The organism is Paenibacillus sp. FW507-14B1B (genome assembly GCF_058781425.1).
The window spans coordinates 1,311,704-1,332,473 of sequence record NZ_JBYSWS010000002.1; the positions used below are offsets into that span (position 1 = coordinate 1,311,704).

A 20,770-nucleotide genomic window follows, 5' to 3' on the forward strand; every position below is an offset into this window, starting at 1 on the left:
ATACCCTTGCCGCAATGGCTCTGCAATCAATTGACACGTGCCTTTCGTAAGAAAGACAGACGCCAGATTAAACTGCTGAATGAGTGCTGGTTCTTTTATCGGAACTCACCGGGTGAGAGCTCGGATGCACAGTAATAAGTACACATAACAAGCCCCGATCCATTTGCGGATCGGGGCTTGTCTATTATATAGCTATTTTACTGATCTTTAGGCTGACGCATCGTTAAGCCAACACGGCCCTTTTTCAGATCAACATTCAGTACCCATACCGTCACATTGTCACCAACAGACACAACATCCATCGGATGCTTTACATATCCATCACTAAGCTGTGAGATATGAACAAGGCCATCACTCTTGATTCCAATGTCAACGAAAGCACCGAAGTCAATGACATTTCGAACGGTTCCCTGAAGCTCCATACCTGGCATCAAATCTTCAATCTTCAGTACATCCGTACGGAAAATTGGAAGTGGCAGCTCTTCACGAGGATCGCGTCCTGGGCGCTGAAGGCTGTCTAGAATGTCCCGCAAAGTTGGCACACCGACATCTAGCTTCACAGCCAGTGATTCCGTTGGCTGACGATCTAGCAGCTCAGACAGCTCTTTCGTGCCTACCTTATCAGAGCTCACGTCCAGCTCCTTGAATAGACGATCAACAACCGGATACGATTCCGGGTGAATCGGTGTATTATCTAGTGTGTTATCTCCGCCAGAAATTCGCATAAACCCAACACACTGTTCAAAGGTCTTCGCTCCAAGACGAGGAACTTTCTGCAATTGCTTGCGGCTAACAAACTTCCCGTTCTCCTCACGATACTTCACAATGTTCTTAGCGATTGTAGCATTTATACCTGCCACATAGGAGAGCAGCGAAGGAGAAGCTGTGTTCACGTCAACACCCACATGGTTAACCGCGGATTCCACAACTGCTTTCAGGCTTTCTTCCAGATGTTTCTGCGAAACATCGTGCTGATATTGACCTACCCCAATGGATTTCGGATCAATCTTCACCAGCTCAGCGAGCGGATCTTGAACACGGCGTGCAATGGAAGCTGCGCTTCGCTCTGCAACATCTAGATCAGGGAACTCTTCTTGAGCCAGCTTAGAAGCAGAATATACACTCGCTCCCGCTTCATTCACGATTAAATATGCAAGCTCTGGGTCGCCAACTTCTGAGATAACCTCTGCAACAAACTGCTCCGTCTCTCTTGAACCTGTACCGTTCCCGATAACAATAAGCTGAATGCCATATTTCGAGATAAGCTCTTTGAATTTAACAGAAGCCTCATGCTTCTTGTTATTCGGAGGTGTAGGATACGTGACAGCTACCTCAAGCAGTTTGCCTGTATCATCTACAACGGCAAGCTTGCAGCCTGTACGGTAAGCCGGATCAACGCCAAGCACGCAGCGTCCCTTCACTGGAGGCTGAAGCAGCAGGCTGCGTAAGTTACCAGCGAAAATAGAGATCGCCTGATTCTCACCCTTCTCCGTTAATTCCCCACGAACTTCCCGTTCGATGGATGGAGCAATAAGTCGTTTGTAAGCATCTTCAATTACGGCAGTTAGAATATCGGATACCGCTGAAGTGCCGTTCATGACTTGTTTACCGATATAGCCATATATCGAATCCGGCTGAACCTCAAGACCCACCTTAAGGATGTTCTCACGCTCACCCCGATTGATCGCTAGAATACGGTGAGGAGGCATTTTTTTGGCAAGCTCCCGATATTCATAATAGTTCTCATAGACGGATTCAGCCTCTTTATCTTTCGCTTCTGAGGTTAATATCCCGTGGTCTATACTAAATCTGCGCACCCAGGAACGAATCGTAGCGTCATCGGCGATATTCTCTGCCAGAATGTCCATAGCTCCTTGAAGCGCTTCTTCCGCAGTAGCCACTCCCTTGTCCTCATCCACATAATTTGCAGCTTCTATGAGGGCATCCCCTTGCTTAGGCTGACTCCAGATCCAAGAAGCCAGTGGCTCAAGCCCCTTCTCCTTAGCGACACTTGCCCGAGTCTTACGCTTCTGCTTATATGGCCGGTATAAATCTTCCACTTCTTGAAGCTTCACAGCCTGTTCGATCGATGCTCTGAGTTCATCCGTCAACTTACCTTGTTCATCTATAATCCGAAGGACTTCCCGCTTTCGAACGCCGAGATTACGTAAATAGTTGGTGCGTTCCTCAATTAGACGAAGGACGTTCTCATCCAACTCTCCAGTCATCTCTTTACGGTAACGTGCAATAAACGGTATCGTATTTCCTTCATCCAACAGCTGAGCGGTTGTACGAACCTGCTTGACTGACAACTGAAGCTCCTTGGCGATTTGCTTGACGATCCTTTCACTTTCTTCTTGGCGGATCTGTTCCTCATTCACTTCCACGACAGCTTCTAATTCAGACAATATTTATCCCTCTCTCTTCAAAAAAACTATAACTCCATTATCCCAAATCTTTGTCCTTATTTCCAGCTTGCCCAATTCTTCGCCGCGTTTAAGTAAAATTCATCTATTTTTCATCTGATTTTAAGATTTCGATATTACACTGGATATACAATTACTCATCACTTATCGGCGCATTTTAGTCAGACTAACCTGGTAATGGAGGTATTACATTTGAATAACTTGAAATCCTGGGCATGGCTTACCGTTCTTATGGTTGGTTTTATCGCAATAATTGCAACTGCGTACTCCCTCATACCCGAAAGTATCCCCTTGGAGTTACAAACATTAGAAGAACGTTGATCATCAGCACATACATATACTAAATAACCCGCCGAGATATACTCTCGACGGGTTATTACAGTCTCTAGATCCCATATGTTTAAACGTTAACTCACTTAAAAATCAATCAAACCCAAACTGATCTGCAGGGAATCATCCACCTTGCTCATCGTTTCCTCGTCCAGATGGGTGATCTTATCGGTTAATCGCTGCTTATCAATCGTTCGGATCTGTTCTAGCAAAATAACGGAATCTCGATCAAATCCATGTGACGCCGCGTCAATCTCAACGTGGGTCGGAAGCTTAGCTTTCTGGATTTGAGCGGTAATAGCCGCAACAATTACTGTAGGACTGAACCGGTTGCCGATATCGTTCTGAATGACGAGGACCGGCCTTACACCGCCCTGTTCGGAACCGACAACGGGTGAAAGATCCGCAAAAAATACGTCGCCGCGTTTTACGATCACTGTCTACACCCCGCTTACTAAGCGGTCCAGAGTGCTGTCTGCATCTTCCTCCGCGTGAAACGCTTCAGATGCCATAGTCAGGTTGATCTTAGCCATTTCCATGTAACCTCTCTGCATGGATTCACGAATGTAACGCTTCTTGCGTTCATTCAGGTATAGCTTCATGGCCTGCCTGATAAGCTCACTACGGTTGGAGTTTTCCAGCTGAGCGATCCCGTCCACTTCCTGCAAAAGATGATCCGGTAAACTGATCATGATTCGTTTGGTGTTCTGCATGTTGGCCACCTTCTATTACACCCCCACAACCTTCTTGCCCTGTGCACCAGTATTACGTTATTCAAGGAAATTTATACAAAAGAATATATATGCCGTAGATATATCAAGTATGCTGCATCTCATTATAAACTACATTCGGCACGTTCGTACAGACTAACTGTTATATTCTTAGTTCGTGAAAACCTGTACTTATTCCTTCTTTTCCGAATAAAATAACTACGGATGTGGAACAAAAAGCGTTATTACCAAAGGGGATTTACTCGCTTAATAGGTGTACCTTGGCGCATATATGTACGCGGTACACGATGGGCGATCATGCAGACCAACTCGTAAGGGATGGTCCCCAGCACGGAGGCCAGCTCATCTGCCGTTATACACGAACCAGACTGCTGACCGATGAGTACAACCTCTTCACCGGCTTTAATTTGTTCCGCCTCTTCGGCGAAAGATTTTAATGATATCATACACTGATCCATACAAATATTACCAACTACTGGGACGCGTTGACCACGTACAAGTACTTCCGCTTTACCACTCAGCATACGGGAATAGCCGTCAGCATAACCAATTGGGAGCGTTGCAATCACTTCCTCCTCTTCGGTTACATACTTACTGCCATAGCTGATGCCGTAATGGGGTGGAAGTTTCTTGACGTAAACAGTTTGCGTCTTAAGTGTCATGACCGGGCTCAAGCTGACCGATGATCGATTTACTTCATCCGATGGGTACAATCCATACAATGCGATGCCTACTCGCACCATATTATATGATAGATCGGGAGTATCGATAGCGGCTGCACTATTACCCGTATGTATTATCGGGATGGTGTAACCCAGATCCCTCAGCGCGTCAGCCACGCTTTTGAAACGTCTGTACTGTTCCAGTGTATAGCCCTTATCTTCTTCATCCGCTCTTGCAAAATGAGTGAACATGCCTTCGACTAACACCTGCGGCACCGAGAAAGCTTCTTCAATAAAGGATAGAGCATCATCACCTGGAAGCAGACCTAACCGGCCCATTCCACTATCGATTTTGATGTGTACCTTCAGTCGCTTCTCTCCCACTTCTGGCAAGGCTTTGATCGCTTCGAGTACTTCTAGGCTGAACAAGGTTACGGTAACATCATGCTGCCATGCAGTCTCGATCCCTTCTGGAGGTGTATAGCCCAGCACAAGAATTGGCATTTGTATCCCTGCCTGACGAAGCTCAAGTGCCTCATCCAAAAAGGCAACACTCAAATAATCTGCCCCCAGCTCCTCCATCTCTCGTGAAATCTCAACAGCTCCATGTCCATAAGCATTCGCCTTTACACAGGCTAATAGCTTCATCTGTTCAGGAAGTGAATTCCGGAAGCTGTTATAGTTGGCACGTAGATGATCCAGATTGATTTCCGCTTGCGTAGGTCGATATGTCATTTGCAATTCCAGTCACCTTCTTACCATTTTGAAAAACCTTCATGCTTGAATCAATTTCATACCATCACCAAGAGATATGTAATTGATCGGTCCATAATAGATTAATGGTAATGTTCCCAAAGGCAACTGTCAATTCGTTCAAAGGAGCCAGATCTTTGCAATGACCATAGTAGCCTAGGCAGACAAGCAGGAATGGATTGACCCGCTTGAAATATAAGGGAAAAATAATGACCGAATGCATTAACCTTATATTTTGAAGAAAGAGGCGAATGGCCTTTATTGCAGAGATTTTACCCTTCTACAATAATTGGTATCCGCCTTCATCCTATTATTTACCCGATTGTCCTTGGGTGGAAGCAGCGATTTCAATCAATTCCGGAGTTGGAAGGTTTGCACTCGTAATCCGGAACTCAACCCCATCTGACATCCAGGTCAGTGTCTTTTGCTCATCGCCTGTAAGCACACCCATCGTAAAGCCTAAATCCACAGCACTTCCTGGTGCAAGGGACACTGCACGATCCTTCGGACGAGATTCCATAATGGTGTATTGGTATACTCCATCATAACGAAGAATAACTGTATGGTCCTTGCTGTCAGCTACTTCTTGCGTATCCTTAATCTTTACACCAGCTGGTGTATATTCAGGCTCGATAATGCCAAACGCTCCAAGCTGCTGGGATACCACAGGCTCTACCTCTACTCCGCTATCCCCGGTACCTTCCGTCGAAGCAACAGGCATACCATTCTCATCGATTTCTGTCATCGTATCTTTCGCTTCTGGATTCATAGCGCTAAGATTACGATTCGTATCAAATGAATCTTTTGTCAAATTTGTATCGAAAGTAAAGGAGTTGAATTTCACATCAACAACCACTTTTGCCTCCGAATCCGATACTTGAACTTGTTTTGGTGTATAGTTGTCCTTCGCAAGCCAAATCTTCTGACGAACCAATGAATGACTATGATAATTGGCTGCCACATCAAATACATAGCTGTCTTTATCCTCTGCAAACTGTCTTGTGTTATCACTTAAGATACTGCCAAGCATGGTCTGATACAGGTAAACCTGTCCTTGCTTCTCAGGCCAGTCACTCTTAAACCGGAAACTCTTGTTAAGGCTTGGTGTCAGGACAAACACACCGTCATCATTACGCAGTACAATCTGTGTAATATCCTTCTGCCCGTTCGTTAAGCTGATTCGGTAGTAGGACGGAGCTTGGTACCATACTTCCACCTGATACTGCTGAGGAGTCGAACCTGTATGTATGGTCATCACTCCAGCACCTTGATAAGCACCCTTGGCGCTTTCTAGTTTGTCAGCTACCTTACTCAGATCCTTGATAACTCCGTCAGCGCCCTTCTTCCCACACCCTGATAACACCAAGGTAAAGCATAGAACAGCAGCGAGCAGCACCCATGAAATCCGGCGCATGTCATCATCCCCTTCAGCATGTTTTGAATTGATTGATACATGTCTATGTGGGACTTGTTCACATTATGCAGACGGGCATGACAAGCCGGAAGTTGTCTTTAACAAAAAAAGGCATTACATCAAGGATGTAGTACCTTTTTAGTGAATATTATTTTGTAGGTTCGTTATAGATAGCTGTTACCCGAACCTTGAGCAGTTGTTGGTATAACACGGCTCTCGGCACCAAAATGACCAAACAACGATCCATCTATCTCATCCGAAGCCGGGAGTCGCCGGGTGACAGGGTCAATCCTCCAGTACATGCTAACTAGAAAAATAGCAATTCCACACCCAACAATAACGCCGCTGCCACCAATCCATAACCCAAGTGCGCCACCGATCAGACTTCCCACAGGCGAGGCAATACCGCTTAGTCCAGAAGCTGCAGCGAATACGGAGCCTAAATTCTTGGCTGGTACCCCTTTTTGAATAACGGTATTGATAATCACATTCGTGATCCCGCCTGGAACCCAAGATAATCCATATACAATAATTATTAGCCAAGTCCAAGGAATGAACATACATAGACACCACGCTAAACCGCAGATCATAAAAGCTCCCGAGTATAATGTTCCCAGACGCATACGCTCTAATTTCAAATATGGAGTAGCTACTGCTCCAAGTAAACTTCCCAGGGCTTGGGCCATTAAGAGCATTCCATAAATACTAGCACCTCCAAGTCGGTCACTGAATGCGGGTAATACAGTGAACGTTGCACCTCCAGCAGCATTAACCATAATGATGCCAAATAGCAGCCTAGAGAGTGGAGTGGCTACCAGCAACCTAATCCCTTCGCTCATCTCCGATAAATAACTTTTCATAAAATTCGGTTTTGTGTCTATGTGCTCTGCACGTTTCGATGGGATACGAATCTGAGTGAATAAAAGAGCTCCAATAAAGAACCCTATCGCATTCCAAAAATATAACGATACGGCTCCCACCACCACGATCAGGACACCCGAAATTGCATTACAAGCGACATCAATGCCTTGATAAGCTATTGAGAATAGGGAGTTGCCTTGAGTTAACGATTTCTTATCTAAAATTTTAGGAAGTGCGGACATCTGGGCTGGATACACCCACATATTGCACGTCGATAAGATGGGTGTAATCGTTAATACCAGACCCACCGTTAGAAATCCAGTATAATAGGCAATCGGAACAATGAGTAGAACAATGCCTTGAAAAAGCTGTGTGTACACCAATATATTTCTGACGGGAATTCGATCAATAAGTGGACCTGACAGAAGCTGAATAATTCTCGGTATGATAGACAAAAAACCTGCCAATCCGGTATATAAGGTAGAGCCGCCTAAATCATATACAAGCCACATTGCTGCAACCGCGTAAAGACTGTCACCAATGTTAGTCAAAATACGGCCTGCAAACATAATCGAGAAGTTTTTGTTTCTGAAAATATCCATCTTCTAATCCCCTTTTTATTCGCTTTAGGAGTCAGATCTCTTCTTCGAAGATATCATCTTAAAGCCGATTGCGAATTCTTCTCCTTCTTCCTTAGAAGTGGAGGTAATGGTTACCCACTTTTCCATTAGTGATTTGAATTCTGCAGCTAATTCGTCTCTCTGGTCTGGTGTTAGATCAAGTCTGAGGCTAATTCTTGTGGCGTCTGAAGATCCATAATCATCTGATAATACAGGATCGAGACTATACTCGTCTGAGTCAAACCACTTGGCTTTGGATTTGTAATACTTCTCAACGATTCCGCCCGTAGTTCTTGTCTCAACCAGATCAATTAAGCCCCCATCATATAGCTTCTGGATATGGTAATGAGTGCTGCCCGGCGACTGTCCAAGCTCATCAGCCACTTGTTTGGACGTTTTAGCTACCTCTACAATGGCACCGATGATCTTTACACGCTGTGCACTGCCTAATAACTTGGATTGTTCCACCGAGATCGGAATGGAATTTTGTTTCTGGTTCATACCGTCATCTCCTTGATTTACATTAGATATACGATCTATTTAAATTAGTCGTTCTGTAAAATTTAGTCGATCTAAATTTTTAGATCGTTTATGTACATCATAATAATCCATCTTTTACCTTCTGTAAATAGTTATTTTTATCAAGCACAAAAAAGCCAGCTTGATCTTAATCAAGCTGGCTTCATATTTATTCTGATCTCAGCAATCTCTTAAAGATGTTTAATCATATGAAAATATACATGCTTATTAATGATAATTTCCTTATCCACCTCATACCCAGTTCTTAGATATAGCGAATAAGCTCTTTTATTATCGGTAACAACGGCTAACGCAATTTTGTTATAACCACGTTCCTTAGCCCGCTTCTCTGCAGCCTGAATAAGTGCTGATCCTATCCCTTGTCCTTTGTATAAAGAAGAAACCGATAAGGTATCAATATAGAATTCATCTTCATCCGCTTCTTTATCAAGTGTAATTGTTGGATCATTCTTGAGTTCTCTTAACCGCTCCACAATGGGACGATCCAGCTCCTTCGCTTCATCACCACCATACGTAACAATCAGTCCTGCGGGTTTACCTTCAACCTCACACACCAATGCTTGGTGGTAACTAAGACGTCCTTCCTCTTGTCCAAAATACTGCTCCAATACGGTAATCGCGTCGTCGTTGCTATCCTGCCCTGTCAATTGATGAGCAATGTCATGCAGCGCATCATAAAGCAGACGGGCTGCTGCTTGTGCATCTTCCTTTACTGCTGGTCTGATGTTCATGGCGTTTACTTAAGTCTCCTCTATGTTGAACTTTTGATTTACATAATCAAGTATAGCCTCATACGAGGCGAGGAACAAATTTGAGTGAGATCCCTTCTGTAAACAACAAAAAGACACACCTAGATTCATGGATCACAGGTGTGTCTTTCTTGAAGCAGCATATGTTTATTCATCTACAGATGGTTCTTTAGGAACCAATGTGAAAATTTCTCCACTGACTAATGTATCAATCAACCGGTCCAACCATTTGTAGTACGCGACGGCTTCCTTCATCTTAGCCTGGTCTTCCTGCAGCACGGTGGTTATCAGTTCATCGTCTTCATGCTGTTTCAACAGCTTATTGGTTTCATCAAGTGCTTTTCCTAAGATGAGAATATTGCTTTCCACCGATTTTCTCCATTTCGTATCGAAGAAATCAGCAAAAGTCTGATACCAATCATATTCCACTTCATACAAATCTTTGCGGGAACCCTTTTCCCATACCTTATTCACCATCTTATAATCCAGCAAAGTTCGCACACCCGTACTCATGCTGGTCTTGCTCATCTTCATTTCCTGACCCATCTCGTCAAGGTTCATCGGCTTGTCCGCAAAAAATAACAGACCGTATAGATGCCCCGTTGACATAGAAATGCCGTATAAATCCATATTACGTCCAATATTCTCAATAACACGTTTACGAATTTTCTGCACGGCGGCCTGCCGTTCTTCATCTAACTGGTACAAGCCCATGCTTGCAGCCTCCTCTTTCTGTAACCATCCTCGCTGTTATAGCTAATCTGCCTAATTACGCGAATTGATGTCATGCTGCTTCAGGAAAAAAACCGCCTAGGTCAATCCTTTACACATTCTCTCGTCTATTGTAGGGAAAGCTATTTTAAAAGTAAAGAACCCCGCTTAGAAGTAATACGGAGCATAAGGGAGCATAAGGAAGTATAAGTTTGTACAGTTTTTACTGTACGTTCTATACGTACAGATACAACGTTTGATACAATACGTATTATATTGTTACAATGTTTCACATGGGTTTAAACAATTGACCACTTAAGCGCTCGGAGAACAATCTTTACTTTACTTCTATATATAAAAGGAGGAATATCTTTGACCATTATGCAAGTCAACAACGTCAGCAAGCTATTCGGCCCCCATGCAGAGCAAGGACTTGAACTTCTTAAACAGGGTTGGAGCAAAGAACGTATCGCAAAAGAAAAAAATATAACTGTTGGGGTTAACCGTGCAACCTTCGATATTCGCCAAGGTGAGATTTTTGTCATCATGGGATTGTCGGGTAGTGGAAAATCCACACTAGTGCGTTTGCTAAATCGCTTGATTGAACCAACGTCTGGAGAAATTCTGATTCACGGCAAGGATCTACGAAAAATGAATAAAGAGCAGCTTCGAAATGTGCGTCGTAAAACGATAAGCATGGTATTTCAGAAATTCGCGCTGTTTCCGCACCGCACTGTTGTCGAGAATGCCGAGTACGGTCTGGAAATTCAAAAGGCTGATAAGAAAGAGCGCCGAGAAGCTGCAATAAAAGCTTTGGAACTTGTTGGTCTTAAAGGCTGGGAGAACAAGATGCCGGATCAACTCAGTGGCGGGATGCAGCAGCGTGTCGGTCTGGCTCGTGCGCTTGCCAATGACCCTGAGATCCTTCTCATGGATGAAGCCTTCAGTGCCCTTGATCCACTGATTCGCCGGGATATGCAGGACGAACTTATTGAGCTTCAAGACAAAATGAAGAAGACCATCATTTTCATAACACATGACTTGGACGAAGCACTTCGAATTGGTGACCGTATCGCGCTGATGAAAGATGGCTCCATCGTTCAGATCGGAACGCCGGAAGAAATATTAACACAGCCGGCTAACGACTATGTTGAACGGTTCGTAGAGGATGTTGATTTATCCAAAGTCTTAACAGCAGCACATGTGATGCGCCGTCCAGAGACGATTACGACGGATCGCGGCCCTCGTGTCGCTCTAGAACTTATGAGAGAGCGCGGTATATCTAACTTGTTCGTCATTGACCGAGGAAAACGTCTTCTCGGTGTCATCACGGCTGAAGATGCCAATGATGCACTTCGAAACAATCGAAAACTTGAAGACATAATTATCAAAGACGGACCACAAGTCGGACCCGATACCCTACTGAATGAATTGTTTGAAATTACAAGTTTATCGAAAGTTCCACTAGCGGTTGTAGATGATACTGGTAAATTGCTTGGTGTAATTGTCCGTGGAGCTGTTCTCGGTGCCCTCGCTGGTGAGAGCAAGAATGAGGAGGTGAAGACAAATGCCTAAGATTCCACTCGCGGATTGGATTGAATCCTTAGTTAGTTGGATGGAAGATTATTTGGCAGGCTTCTTCGATGTCATCGCGGCGGTAATTGAAGGTATAGTTGGTGCCTTTAGTGACTTGTTCCTGCTACCACACCCACTGATCTTTATCGTTATTTTCGGAATCCTCGCCTTCTTGGCAGGACGTCTTCCACTAACCCTCTTCACAGTTATCGGGTTCTTGATTATCGATAACCTGGGATATTGGACACAGACGATTGATACGCTAAGTCTGGTTCTTACTTCAGCGCTCATCTCTGTTCTGCTTGGTGTCCCAATCGGGATATGGTGTGCTTACAGTAGAACCGCTTCGCGGATTATTATTCCTCTGCTTGATTTCATGCAGACAATGCCTGCATTCGTGTACCTACTACCGGCAGTTACTTTCTTCAGTCTAGGTGTGGTACCTGGTGTTATCGCATCTGTAATCTTCGCGATTCCACCTACGATCCGTCTGACTCAGCTCGGTATTAAACAAGTATCCGAGGAACTTACGGAAGCTGCGGATGCCTTCGGTTCCACTTCCGGTCAGAAGCTGTTTAAAGTGCAGCTACCACTTGCTATGCCTACACTTATGGCAGGGGTTAACCAAACCATCATGCTCTCCCTTTCCATGGTCGTTATTGCTTCCATGATCGGTGCGCAAGGCATCGGGGCAGAGGTGTATCGTGCTGTAACTCAGCTGCAGATTGGTAAAGGTTTTGAGGCTGGTTTAGCTGTCGTTATCTTGGCGATCGTGCTTGACCGCTTTACACAAAATATTTTCAAAACGAAAAAAAGGGGTGCGTAAAATGAAGAAGACAAAATTTTGGATGATGCTTAGTCTCGCTTCTGTGCTTGTCTTGTCTGCTTGTGGAAATAGCGGAGACAAAACGAATGGTGAAGCTGCGAACAAAACGGTCGGAGAACAGGTCAACTACCAAATCATCGGTATTGATCCAGGTGCAGGGATTATGAAAGCAGCTGCAAAATCCATTGAAGACTATGGCCTGACCGATTGGAAACTCGTTGAAGGATCCGGTGCAGCCATGACCGCTACCCTTGCGAAAGCCATGAAGAAAGAAGAACCGATTATCATTACCGGCTGGACTCCACACTGGATGTTTGCTAAGTATGATCTTAAATATCTGGAGGATCCAAAGAAATCATTTGGTGAAGCGGAAGAAATCCATACACTGGCTCGTAAAGGCCTGAAGGAAGATCACCCAGAAGCATATCAATTCTTACAGAACTTCAAATGGACATCTGATGAAATGGGCGAAATCATGACTGCCATTCAGGAAGGTACATCTCCTGTAGAAGCAGCAAAAGCATGGGCTGAAAGCCACCCCGATCGTGTCGATGAATGGACAAAAGGTATTGCACCGGTTAGTGGTAAAGAAGTGAAACTTAGCTATGTTGCTTGGGATTCCGAAATTGCAAGTACTCACTTGGTCCAATATGTACTCGAGAACAAACTTGGCTATAAAGTAACTGCTCTCCAAGTAGAGGCTGGTCCAATGTGGACAGGCGTTGCTAATGGTGATGTTGATGCTACCGTTGCTGCTTGGCTTCCATTGACTCACGCAGACTACTGGGACAAGTACAAAGATAAAGTCGAAGACCTTGGTGCCAACATGGAAGGGGTTAAGACCGGACTCGTTGTCCCATCTTATATGAACATTAACTCCATTGAAGATTTGAAGACGAAGTAATTCGAAATTCGAATGAGTTTTGCAGACAAGAAAAGCCTTCCGGCTATGCCGGAAGGCTTTTTGTATAAGAAATTAGGAACTTGTTACTCTTTGATTGTTACCTTAACAGGTGAATATTCGGCAGTTACCGTTTGACCGTGAACAGATACGCTGCCTTCCGGAGACAAATCCTTCTCTGTCATAATACCAAGGGCAATCGTGAATTGATTGAACTTGATCGGTACATTTGTTTCACGCCGTATTTCTTCACCATTCAGATAGAACACAACCTCATCATTAGCACGATTGTACGTAATCTTGTATGTGTTAAACTCACGGGCCTTAAAATTAGTATCTTCTTTAAAAATGCAGAAGTATCGGGTTTTGTTCGATTCTGGAACTTCAACACCCGGGAATGGAAGCACTGCATAGACACTCGCATACTTATCATTTGAAGCAAAAAAATCGAGCGCTGCACCTGTTGTGAAGTCAAGCAGGTTCAAAGACACATAACCGTCGTACAGATCGCCTGGTACCGTTCCTTGGGTTCGTGCACGGATCTGAAGTTCGAAGCTTACCTCGCCCTCTTCAGGAACCAATACATCATCTACAGAATAATACATATGCTTCGCATTATCCAAAATCTGAACTTGGTTATTCTGACGGCTAAGCGGCGCACGCACGTATAAAATCCCGTTACGAACGATGACCACTGCATTCGGCTCACGATATTCCCAGAATGAGCCGTCCGGCATTGGGAATCCACCGATTTTCCAAACTTCACCTTCAGATAATATGGTATGAAAATCTCCAAAAATACGCTCTTGCTCCATGAATAGTACCTTCTTTCTTACATAGTTTGAATAATGCCCTGCACGATAAGCGATACAATTAATACACCGCCACAGCGTAATGCTGTCTTCGTTGACGCTCCCATGAGCGGTAAATACGCTTCGGAACGATTACTATCTTGCAAACGTCCATACACCATGTATAGAGGAATAACTGTAATGAGCGCCAGAAGCGCATAGGATGGAAGTGCTCCTGCGAACACACAGACAATTAGTGATAAGCATGCTAAGAGTAAGAGGATGCGCGAGAATCGAAGTGCTCTTTTTTCACCCCATACAACAACAAGTGTATTCTTACCCGCAAGACGGTCAGCCTGCCAATGTAAAAAATGATGGTTAAACAAAATTAACGTGGTCAGCAGCCCTATAGGCAAAGATAACAGCAAAGCTCGGATATCCATCTGGGAAGTCTGAACATAGTATGCCCCCATAACAGGCAGCACGCCAAAGGATAACAGAATCGCTAGCTCGCTATAGCCTTTACCACGATACCCGAACCGGACTGGCGGAGCAACATAGAAGTAAGCTATTAATCCACCAAGTCCACCGAATACAAATGCCCACCAGCCACTGATTAGACTAAGTATAATCCCACTTAAAGCAGCAATGCCGAATAGCGTCCAAGTGATGATCTCGAATTTCTTTAATGACCATTTACCGTTCGTTAAGAATCCGGAATTGGTTGAAATGGCATCGACATTATTCATTGCCTCATCGTCCGTCCCATTCTTATAATCCCACAGATCATTGACCATATTAGAGAATAAATGAGCTGCTCCTGACCCGATCAAGGTTAAAATAAAAAGAAGCGGATGAAACACACCTGTCCAGACATATGCACCTAGTGCGCCAAGAGCGACTGGGATCAACATGACCGGAATGACCTTCATACGCGAAGCTTTCTTGAATTGTGTCCAAGCATTCATAGGAATTCCCTCCTTTCCGTCATACTAAAGATAACGCCTGCAATAATGATTGCAGACGCGAATTGTGAATCAATGAACTTGCATATTAAGAATATCACACTTGTCGAATTTTGTAATGCATTTCTTCGTGAGAGCATTAGACAGTCGTTCGCTCAATTAATGCAAAATCAACTTCACGCTCCACTGGATTCTGACCCGGCTCTTGAATATGACTGAGTAGGATTCGGAACGCCTCTGCTCCCATATCGCTAAGACGATTATCAATCGTTGTTAAACCAAGCAATTCGCTGATAGGCTGGTTATCAAAACCGATAATCGCCAGTTGTTCCGGCACTGCAATACCAAGCTTACCTGCTTCCCACAGTAATCCTGCAGCAGCATGATCCCCCGTAACAAGCATTGCGCTTGGACGACAGGGCATCTCGGCAAGTCGCTTCATAATTGTAGCCCCGTCCTCCATATTCACACATCCATCCATAATCCATTCATGGCGAAATGGTTCTCCGAGTTCATCAAGTACCTGACGATAAGCATCCATACGTGCCCTCGTACTTGGACTATCCATACGTCCTACTGTAAAACCGATATGGCGGTGTCCTTTCGCTATAAGGCACTCCATCGCAGCTCTGAATGCACGAGATTGATCTATATAAATCGATGAAAAAGCCCGATTTCCTGCTTGTTGGCAACATACAATCGGGCCGTATCCGCAGTATTCTTCAATATGTTCTTCAGGCAGTGCCTTAGATAAAATAATAATTCCATCAATCTCTCGGTTACGCAGCATTTCCAAAACCTCACGTTCTTTATCTGCCTCATAACCCGTCTGACAAAGGATCAACCTATAATGATGATTGAGTGCTTCCCCGCCAATACCTTCCATCAACAGTGAGAAATAAGCATGGTTAATATAGGGTAGCATAATTGCTATACTCTTTGTTTTCCCTGTAATCAGATGTACCGCATTCATATTACGGGCATATTTCAATTGATCTATTGTCTCAAGAACTCGGGACCTCTTCTCCTCACTTACATAAGGATGATCGTTCAGCACACGAGATACTGTAGAGACCGAAACGCCTGCCAGCTTGGCTATCTCCTTAATGTTCGCCATATCCATATGCCTCCCTCTGCGTTTAAAGCCTTAGCTAGAATAGTAGCATGTTTCGAGATGGGATTCATCTTGAGCATGGTTTAGACAGTTCCTTATTGAAAAAGAGCTTGCTCTGGTATGCTTTTCATACTATACAATGGTTTCTGAAGGGCTGAGCCAAGGCTGGCGTTACCGTTAAGGGCGTGACAGGGTGTTCAGCTTTTTTATGTAATCATGTGGAGGAGAGCGAATCAATTACGACGATTTCGTTCAAGTTCTCTTCAAAAGGAAAAAGAAGCTTGCTGTATGTTCAGCAAGCTTCTATCTTATATAAAGTACATGGGACTATTGTTTACGGAACATCGTTTTCTTCCGCAGGATCATCAGTGCCAACCCAAACATAATAAATCCAAAACCAACTAACTGGAATGGTAAATGACTATCTTCGCCTGTCTTAGGGAGCCTGTCACCTGTTGGATTTTGAGCATTGTTTCCATTCGGTGATTGACCCTGGTTGCCATCTACTGACTCAGAACCTCCATTTGGTGTTCCACCCGTATGATCATTTCCCGATGGATCGCCTTTATCACCAGCAGCTGGCGGATTTTCATTTTCCGATGGATTTGAAGGATTTGAAGGATTTGAAGGATCAATCGGTTGACTAGGATCAACCGGTCTCCCTGGCTCCCCAGTGTCACCTGGTACTTCGGGTTCAACGGGATCTACTGGCTGTTCCGGATCAGGATCTACCGGTTCCCCTGGATTCGGAGTAACAGGTGGGAACGGAGTAGTCTCACCACCACCGCCTCCACCGCCATTGGAGTGAATATAAATATTCTCTATAGTCACGAGCGTTTCTTCTCCAATGACTATTTGAATCTCTGTTAGCTTATCCTTCAAAAGGTAGCCATATGGTGCACGAGTCTCCTCAATATAGTACTTACCTGGTCTAAGATCTGGAATTAGCAATTCACCATTCATGTCTGTAGTCAGCTCAGCTAGTTCCTTGCCATCAATATCCTTCACCGGAGCTTTGTTCGCATCCAGAACTCGGAACTGCGCTCCAGGTAACTTCACATTAGGCCGACCTTGTTCGATCTTGGTTATCTTCGCTGAGCCTGTCTTCATGGAGTTCTTAAATGTGATCGATTGTTTACTATCGTCATTGATTTCGAAGGCCAGTGGAATTTCGTTCAGTACGTAATCATCTGGCGCCTTTATCTCTATGAATTGATAGCCGCCTGCTTTGAGCTGATCGACAAACAACTTCCCATCTTGATCTGTCGTAAGTCCGCTCTTCACCACATGGCCTGCTGCATCCCAAAGCTCGAACTCTGCACCTTCAAGTGCATCTCCAGTAACCGCATCTACTTTCAACAATTCTACGGAACCGATATAAATCTCATTGGGTACAATTAGTTGTTTAGGTGCAGTTTGATCCGCATCCACAGTGAATGGAATCGGTGTTCCATTTAGCTTATAACCTTTTGGCGCCTCCGTCTCTACGAACTGATAGCTGCCTGGCTTCAAGTTAGGGAGTTGGATCTTCCCATCTGTATCGGTCGTGAATTCTGCTTGACCAGATACATCAACGAATTCAGTTCCATTATGGATCTGAAGTTTAAAGACTGCACCCGCTAGAACGTGATTCTGGTCATCTTGATCCACTTTCGTTAATTCCACATCCCAATTGCCTTTTACATTCGCTACAGTAAAATCTGTTGCATCCGTCTTAAACTTCAGGATCTTGCCTGTTTTGTACTCTGATCCAATCAAGTAACCTGCTGGAGCTTGTAGTTCTTTGAGCATGTAGTCTTTATACTTGTAGCCCTTAAATTCGGCTACGCCATTCTCATCAGTAACTAATTCTTCGAGCAGATTAACTCCTGTTTTGTCGTAGAGTCCAAAACGGGCTCCAGCTAGAGGTGTCTTGCCATCCGCGGCATCTACCTTAAGTACTTTCAGATTGCCTTTACCTGGGGAATTCGCTCCTCCACCAGCTCCTGAGAACTGTACTTTAATATTTTCTTGTTCGTTTTTATCCACAGCGCCTGAAGATTGCCCTTGGAATGTAACCTTATTATTAATAATCTCATTATGATCTGCATTGATGAAAGATTGATACTCTAACAAGAATGAGCTTTCGATCTCATTAACAAATACAAGTGTAAATGTATTTCCCTGAACATCTAAAGTATATAAAGACGGGTCTACCAAGCTGCCCTTTCTCAAATTCCCTTGTGCATCAACGATATTGTTGTACAACTTAAAGGAATCCTTCACGAGTATTTGGTTCGCTGACAATTCGTCTTTTAGTACAGCACCTTTATCAATATACGACAAGCTGCGGTTAATGTTCACTTCCCAGTATGCAAAGTCTGCGTCCGCACCTGTTCCTTGCTTCCCTTTTTTAATTACATACTCTTCAGGGAATTCCGGATTAACGGTAGCCGATTTCTTAAAGATAAATCCGTTTGTACCCTTTGCATCATGTAATGTCGCTTCATTACTATAATCTTTAATTACAGGGAGACCCTTAAGACTTGTCTTGTAGGTAATTCGATAAGCCGAATCGATTTCACCCAGCTTTAATTCAAAACCATCTTTATCATTCTCTTTCTTGGTTTCAAAGGTGTATCCTTCGAACGCTTCTCCAGACTCTACTCCATCTGAGCCCCCTGTAAGCTTCAGCTTATGCACGGTCAGTGAACCATCTACAAATTTCTGGCCACTGGTATAGAAGTCACGAACCACTGCTTCTTTAATCTTATGAAGGTTGTAGTTCACATCGATCGTCCAGGTAATCTCCTTAGTAATAGCATTGTACTCACCTATCTTACGACCATTGTCTTTCGTGTAAGTATCCGGATCCACTTCTCCTGATTTCGTGATGGATGGTTGCGGAGTACTATTCTCTTCCCAATTCAGTACAGCCTGATTATGATAGGGGTTAGGGTTAACCATTGTTGGATCAAAAGATGTCTTGTAGGTAATATCATGGCCAACCGACGTAGGGTTCTTAAACGAAAGGATGAACCCTTTGTCATAGGTTGGGTCTGGTTTTACGGTATAATCTCCTGTTCCGTCCCCATTATCTAGTTTAAGCCCACTGACATTCAATGAATCTGGAATGAACATCAGGTTTTGACCAGCAAAGCTATCCTTAATCACGATCTTATCCATCGTCTTGTTGTCTTTGTTCAGACTAATCTTCCATTCAATCGTCTTCGCTGCGTAATCCACTTGACCTGCACGCTTCGCGAAGATAACCTGACCAATGTCACGACCTGCCTCTATGTTCGTACCATTCTCAAGCTCCACTTTATTCTTCACGGGCACTTTATCACCATATACGCGATTAATTGCAGAGGTCTTATAAATGATTTCATATGCTGTGCTAATATCATTCTTGAATTGAAGTGTAAATCCATCCGTTGCCGTATTATCTATACTATAATCCGTTCCCTTTACGAGTGCTGTTCCTGTTGGTGTCGCTTTCCCATTATCATCAATCGTCATCTCGTAAACTTGGAAAGAATCCTCAGCAAGCTGTTGATGTGTCTTATCAAAAGTATCCTTGATCCAAGCTTTCGCCTGCGGAACCACTTGCTCATTATAATTGTACTGAATTGACCAGGTAATCGTCTGTGTAGATGATTCGTAACCTGTCGATTTCTTATCAAGCGGCTTACTAAACTTCACGGTTACACGATCCGAACCGACCTGACTAATCGAAGGATCTCCGGTAAGCTTTGCATTATTCGTATAAGTATCATCTGCTGTTGAAGTAATGAATGTTTTATACTTCACTCGATAAGCACTGTTGATGTTATATGTATTATCAGTATTGGGGAACTTTAGCTCGAATACGTTGTTTTCTACCTTTGACTCCAGCTCGGCAGTAGACAACTGCGCTCCCTGCTTTACACTTCCGTCCAACTGAACCTCAAGTACGAACACTTCAATCGAACTCATATCGATAGATAGCCCTGCGGGTAACACATCGGTAAATACAGCATTATTAATCTTCTGCTCACCTTTGTTCATATCAACTACCCAATGGATCTCGCTCGGATTCATTCCTTTATTAGCCGTTCCACTCTTATCGAATTCTTTATCCGATTTACTTTTAAAATGGACTGGGATCGTAATGTCAGCACCTTCGTTAAACTTAAAAATAACATCTTGATGTGTGCCTCCGGAAAATGACTTTTCATCAAATTCTCTCCACACAAAAAAGTATCCTGACAATTGTTCTTGATTGTTAATTTCCTCACTGAAGGTTAATGTAACCTGTCCAAAAGGAGTTACTTCAAATGTTCCTATACCATCCTCCAGATTATCCTGTATGACACGGTCTACCTTGAATTTATCTGGAAGTTGGAAGGTGTATGTAGAACCAGCACTATACCCGTGATTTTCAGGAAGCATCCACTCGAAGTCAATCTGTACACGGGAGCCCTGATCTGGTCGTACCGTATTAATTGGATTTCCATCTTTATCTTTCATTGTTACGGACGTAATCAATTTCTCTGTGATCACTCCTGTGTTCAGTTGCACACTGGATTGATCTTTACCCGATTCATCCACTGTTTCATCCGCAATGATTTCATTCGTGCTACTATCCTTCGTATTGCTATCGTCCGTGGTATTCTCTCCCGCTTCTTCTGAAGCATCCTCATCCACAATCTGATCCGTAGCAACCCCGCTCTCTTCACTCGTAACCGGTTGATCCAATTCATCAGCAGCTATAGCGAATGAAGACGGGATGAATAAATTAATCATGAGAGCTAGGATTAAAAATACGGACATCGACCTT

Annotated in this window: 18 protein-coding genes; 5 read left to right on the plus strand and 13 right to left on the minus strand. The window is 43.9% G+C overall.

All coding sequences use genetic code 11. The annotated features are described in order from the left end of the window. Positions 1-6 precede the first annotated feature (6 nt). Entirely contained in the window at positions 7-135 is a 129-nt protein-coding gene (cmpA, locus tag AC3WJJ_RS14725) for a cortex morphogenetic protein CmpA (RefSeq protein ID WP_208918012.1), read from the plus strand. 62 nt (positions 136-197) lie between these two features. On the opposite strand, the gene AC3WJJ_RS14730 is transcribed toward cmpA, so the two are convergent. Then, positions 198-2,408, minus strand: coding sequence for a Tex family protein (locus tag AC3WJJ_RS14730; RefSeq protein WP_492541689.1), 2,211 nt, complete (start codon positions 2,406-2,408; stop codon positions 198-200). 210 nt (positions 2,409-2,618) lie between these two features. Here AC3WJJ_RS14730 and AC3WJJ_RS14735 point away from each other — a divergent pair, with 210 nt between their 5' ends. After that, positions 2,619-2,747, plus strand: coding sequence for a hypothetical protein (locus AC3WJJ_RS14735; protein WP_422658123.1), 129 nt, complete (start codon positions 2,619-2,621; stop codon positions 2,745-2,747). A gap of 95 nt (positions 2,748-2,842) precedes the next feature. On the opposite strand, the gene AC3WJJ_RS14740 is transcribed toward AC3WJJ_RS14735, so the two are convergent. From AC3WJJ_RS14740 to AC3WJJ_RS14775, 8 genes are all read right to left on the minus strand, one after another. After that, on the minus strand, positions 2,843-3,193 hold the full coding sequence (locus AC3WJJ_RS14740; RefSeq protein WP_422658124.1) for a type II toxin-antitoxin system PemK/MazF family toxin: 351 nt from the start codon (positions 3,191-3,193) through the stop codon (positions 2,843-2,845). Positions 3,194-3,196: 3 nt separating this feature from the next. After that, positions 3,197-3,478 carry a CopG family ribbon-helix-helix protein gene (locus tag AC3WJJ_RS14745; protein ID WP_046681343.1) on the minus strand — a complete coding sequence of 94 codons (282 nt, stop codon included), beginning with the start codon at positions 3,476-3,478 and terminating at the stop codon, positions 3,197-3,199. A gap of 233 nt (positions 3,479-3,711) precedes the next feature. Further along, complete coding sequence (alr, locus tag AC3WJJ_RS14750; RefSeq protein ID WP_492541692.1) at positions 3,712-4,890, minus strand: alanine racemase; 1,179 nt, start codon at positions 4,888-4,890, stop codon at positions 3,712-3,714. A gap of 322 nt (positions 4,891-5,212) precedes the next feature. Then, entirely contained in the window at positions 5,213-6,316 is a 1,104-nt protein-coding gene (locus tag AC3WJJ_RS14755) for a LolA family protein (protein ID WP_492541694.1), read from the minus strand. A gap of 164 nt (positions 6,317-6,480) precedes the next feature. Next, positions 6,481-7,779 (minus strand): MFS transporter, encoded by a 1,299-nt coding sequence (locus AC3WJJ_RS14760; protein ID WP_492541695.1) that lies wholly within the window; start codon positions 7,777-7,779, stop codon positions 6,481-6,483. Between the two features lie 24 nt (positions 7,780-7,803). Further along, positions 7,804-8,298: a helix-turn-helix domain-containing protein gene (locus tag AC3WJJ_RS14765; RefSeq protein WP_492541697.1), complete on the minus strand. Its 495-nt coding sequence runs from the start codon at positions 8,296-8,298 to the stop codon at positions 7,804-7,806. A gap of 209 nt (positions 8,299-8,507) precedes the next feature. Next, positions 8,508-9,068, minus strand: a complete 561-nt coding sequence (locus AC3WJJ_RS14770) for a GNAT family N-acetyltransferase (RefSeq protein WP_492541699.1) — start codon at positions 9,066-9,068, stop codon at positions 8,508-8,510. Between the two features lie 165 nt (positions 9,069-9,233). Continuing rightward, positions 9,234-9,800, minus strand: a complete 567-nt coding sequence (locus tag AC3WJJ_RS14775) for a GbsR/MarR family transcriptional regulator (protein ID WP_422658130.1) — start codon at positions 9,798-9,800, stop codon at positions 9,234-9,236. A gap of 369 nt (positions 9,801-10,169) precedes the next feature. On the opposite strand from AC3WJJ_RS14775, the gene AC3WJJ_RS14780 reads away from it, so the two are divergent. From AC3WJJ_RS14780 to AC3WJJ_RS14790, 3 genes are read left to right on the plus strand one after another with little or no spacing between them, the layout of a single operon-like run. Next, positions 10,170-11,372 carry a quaternary amine ABC transporter ATP-binding protein gene (locus AC3WJJ_RS14780; protein WP_492541701.1) on the plus strand — a complete coding sequence of 401 codons (1,203 nt, stop codon included), beginning with the start codon at positions 10,170-10,172 and terminating at the stop codon, positions 11,370-11,372. After that, positions 11,365-12,198, plus strand: a complete 834-nt coding sequence (locus AC3WJJ_RS14785) for an ABC transporter permease (protein WP_492541703.1) — start codon at positions 11,365-11,367, stop codon at positions 12,196-12,198. Before AC3WJJ_RS14780 ends, AC3WJJ_RS14785 begins: the two co-directional genes overlap by 8 nt. Position 12,199: 1 nt before the next feature. Then, complete coding sequence (locus AC3WJJ_RS14790) at positions 12,200-13,102, plus strand: glycine betaine ABC transporter substrate-binding protein (RefSeq protein WP_492541705.1); 903 nt, start codon at positions 12,200-12,202, stop codon at positions 13,100-13,102. 83 nt (positions 13,103-13,185) lie between these two features. On the opposite strand, the gene AC3WJJ_RS14795 is transcribed toward AC3WJJ_RS14790, so the two are convergent. The 4 genes from AC3WJJ_RS14795 to AC3WJJ_RS14810 form a co-directional block, all read right to left on the minus strand. Then, positions 13,186-13,914: a DUF6081 family protein gene (locus AC3WJJ_RS14795; RefSeq protein ID WP_492541707.1), complete on the minus strand. Its 729-nt coding sequence runs from the start codon at positions 13,912-13,914 to the stop codon at positions 13,186-13,188. Positions 13,915-13,931: 17 nt separating this feature from the next. Continuing rightward, the gene (locus AC3WJJ_RS14800) at positions 13,932-14,858 is read right to left on the minus strand and encodes a prenyltransferase (RefSeq protein WP_492541709.1); all 927 of its coding nucleotides are present in this window, start codon (positions 14,856-14,858) and stop codon (positions 13,932-13,934) included. A gap of 136 nt (positions 14,859-14,994) precedes the next feature. After that, complete coding sequence (locus AC3WJJ_RS14805) at positions 14,995-15,972, minus strand: LacI family DNA-binding transcriptional regulator (RefSeq protein ID WP_492541711.1); 978 nt, start codon at positions 15,970-15,972, stop codon at positions 14,995-14,997. Between the two features lie 324 nt (positions 15,973-16,296). Continuing rightward, entirely contained in the window at positions 16,297-20,763 is a 4,467-nt protein-coding gene (locus AC3WJJ_RS14810; protein ID WP_492541713.1) for a collagen binding domain-containing protein, read from the minus strand. Positions 20,764-20,770 lie beyond the last annotated feature (7 nt).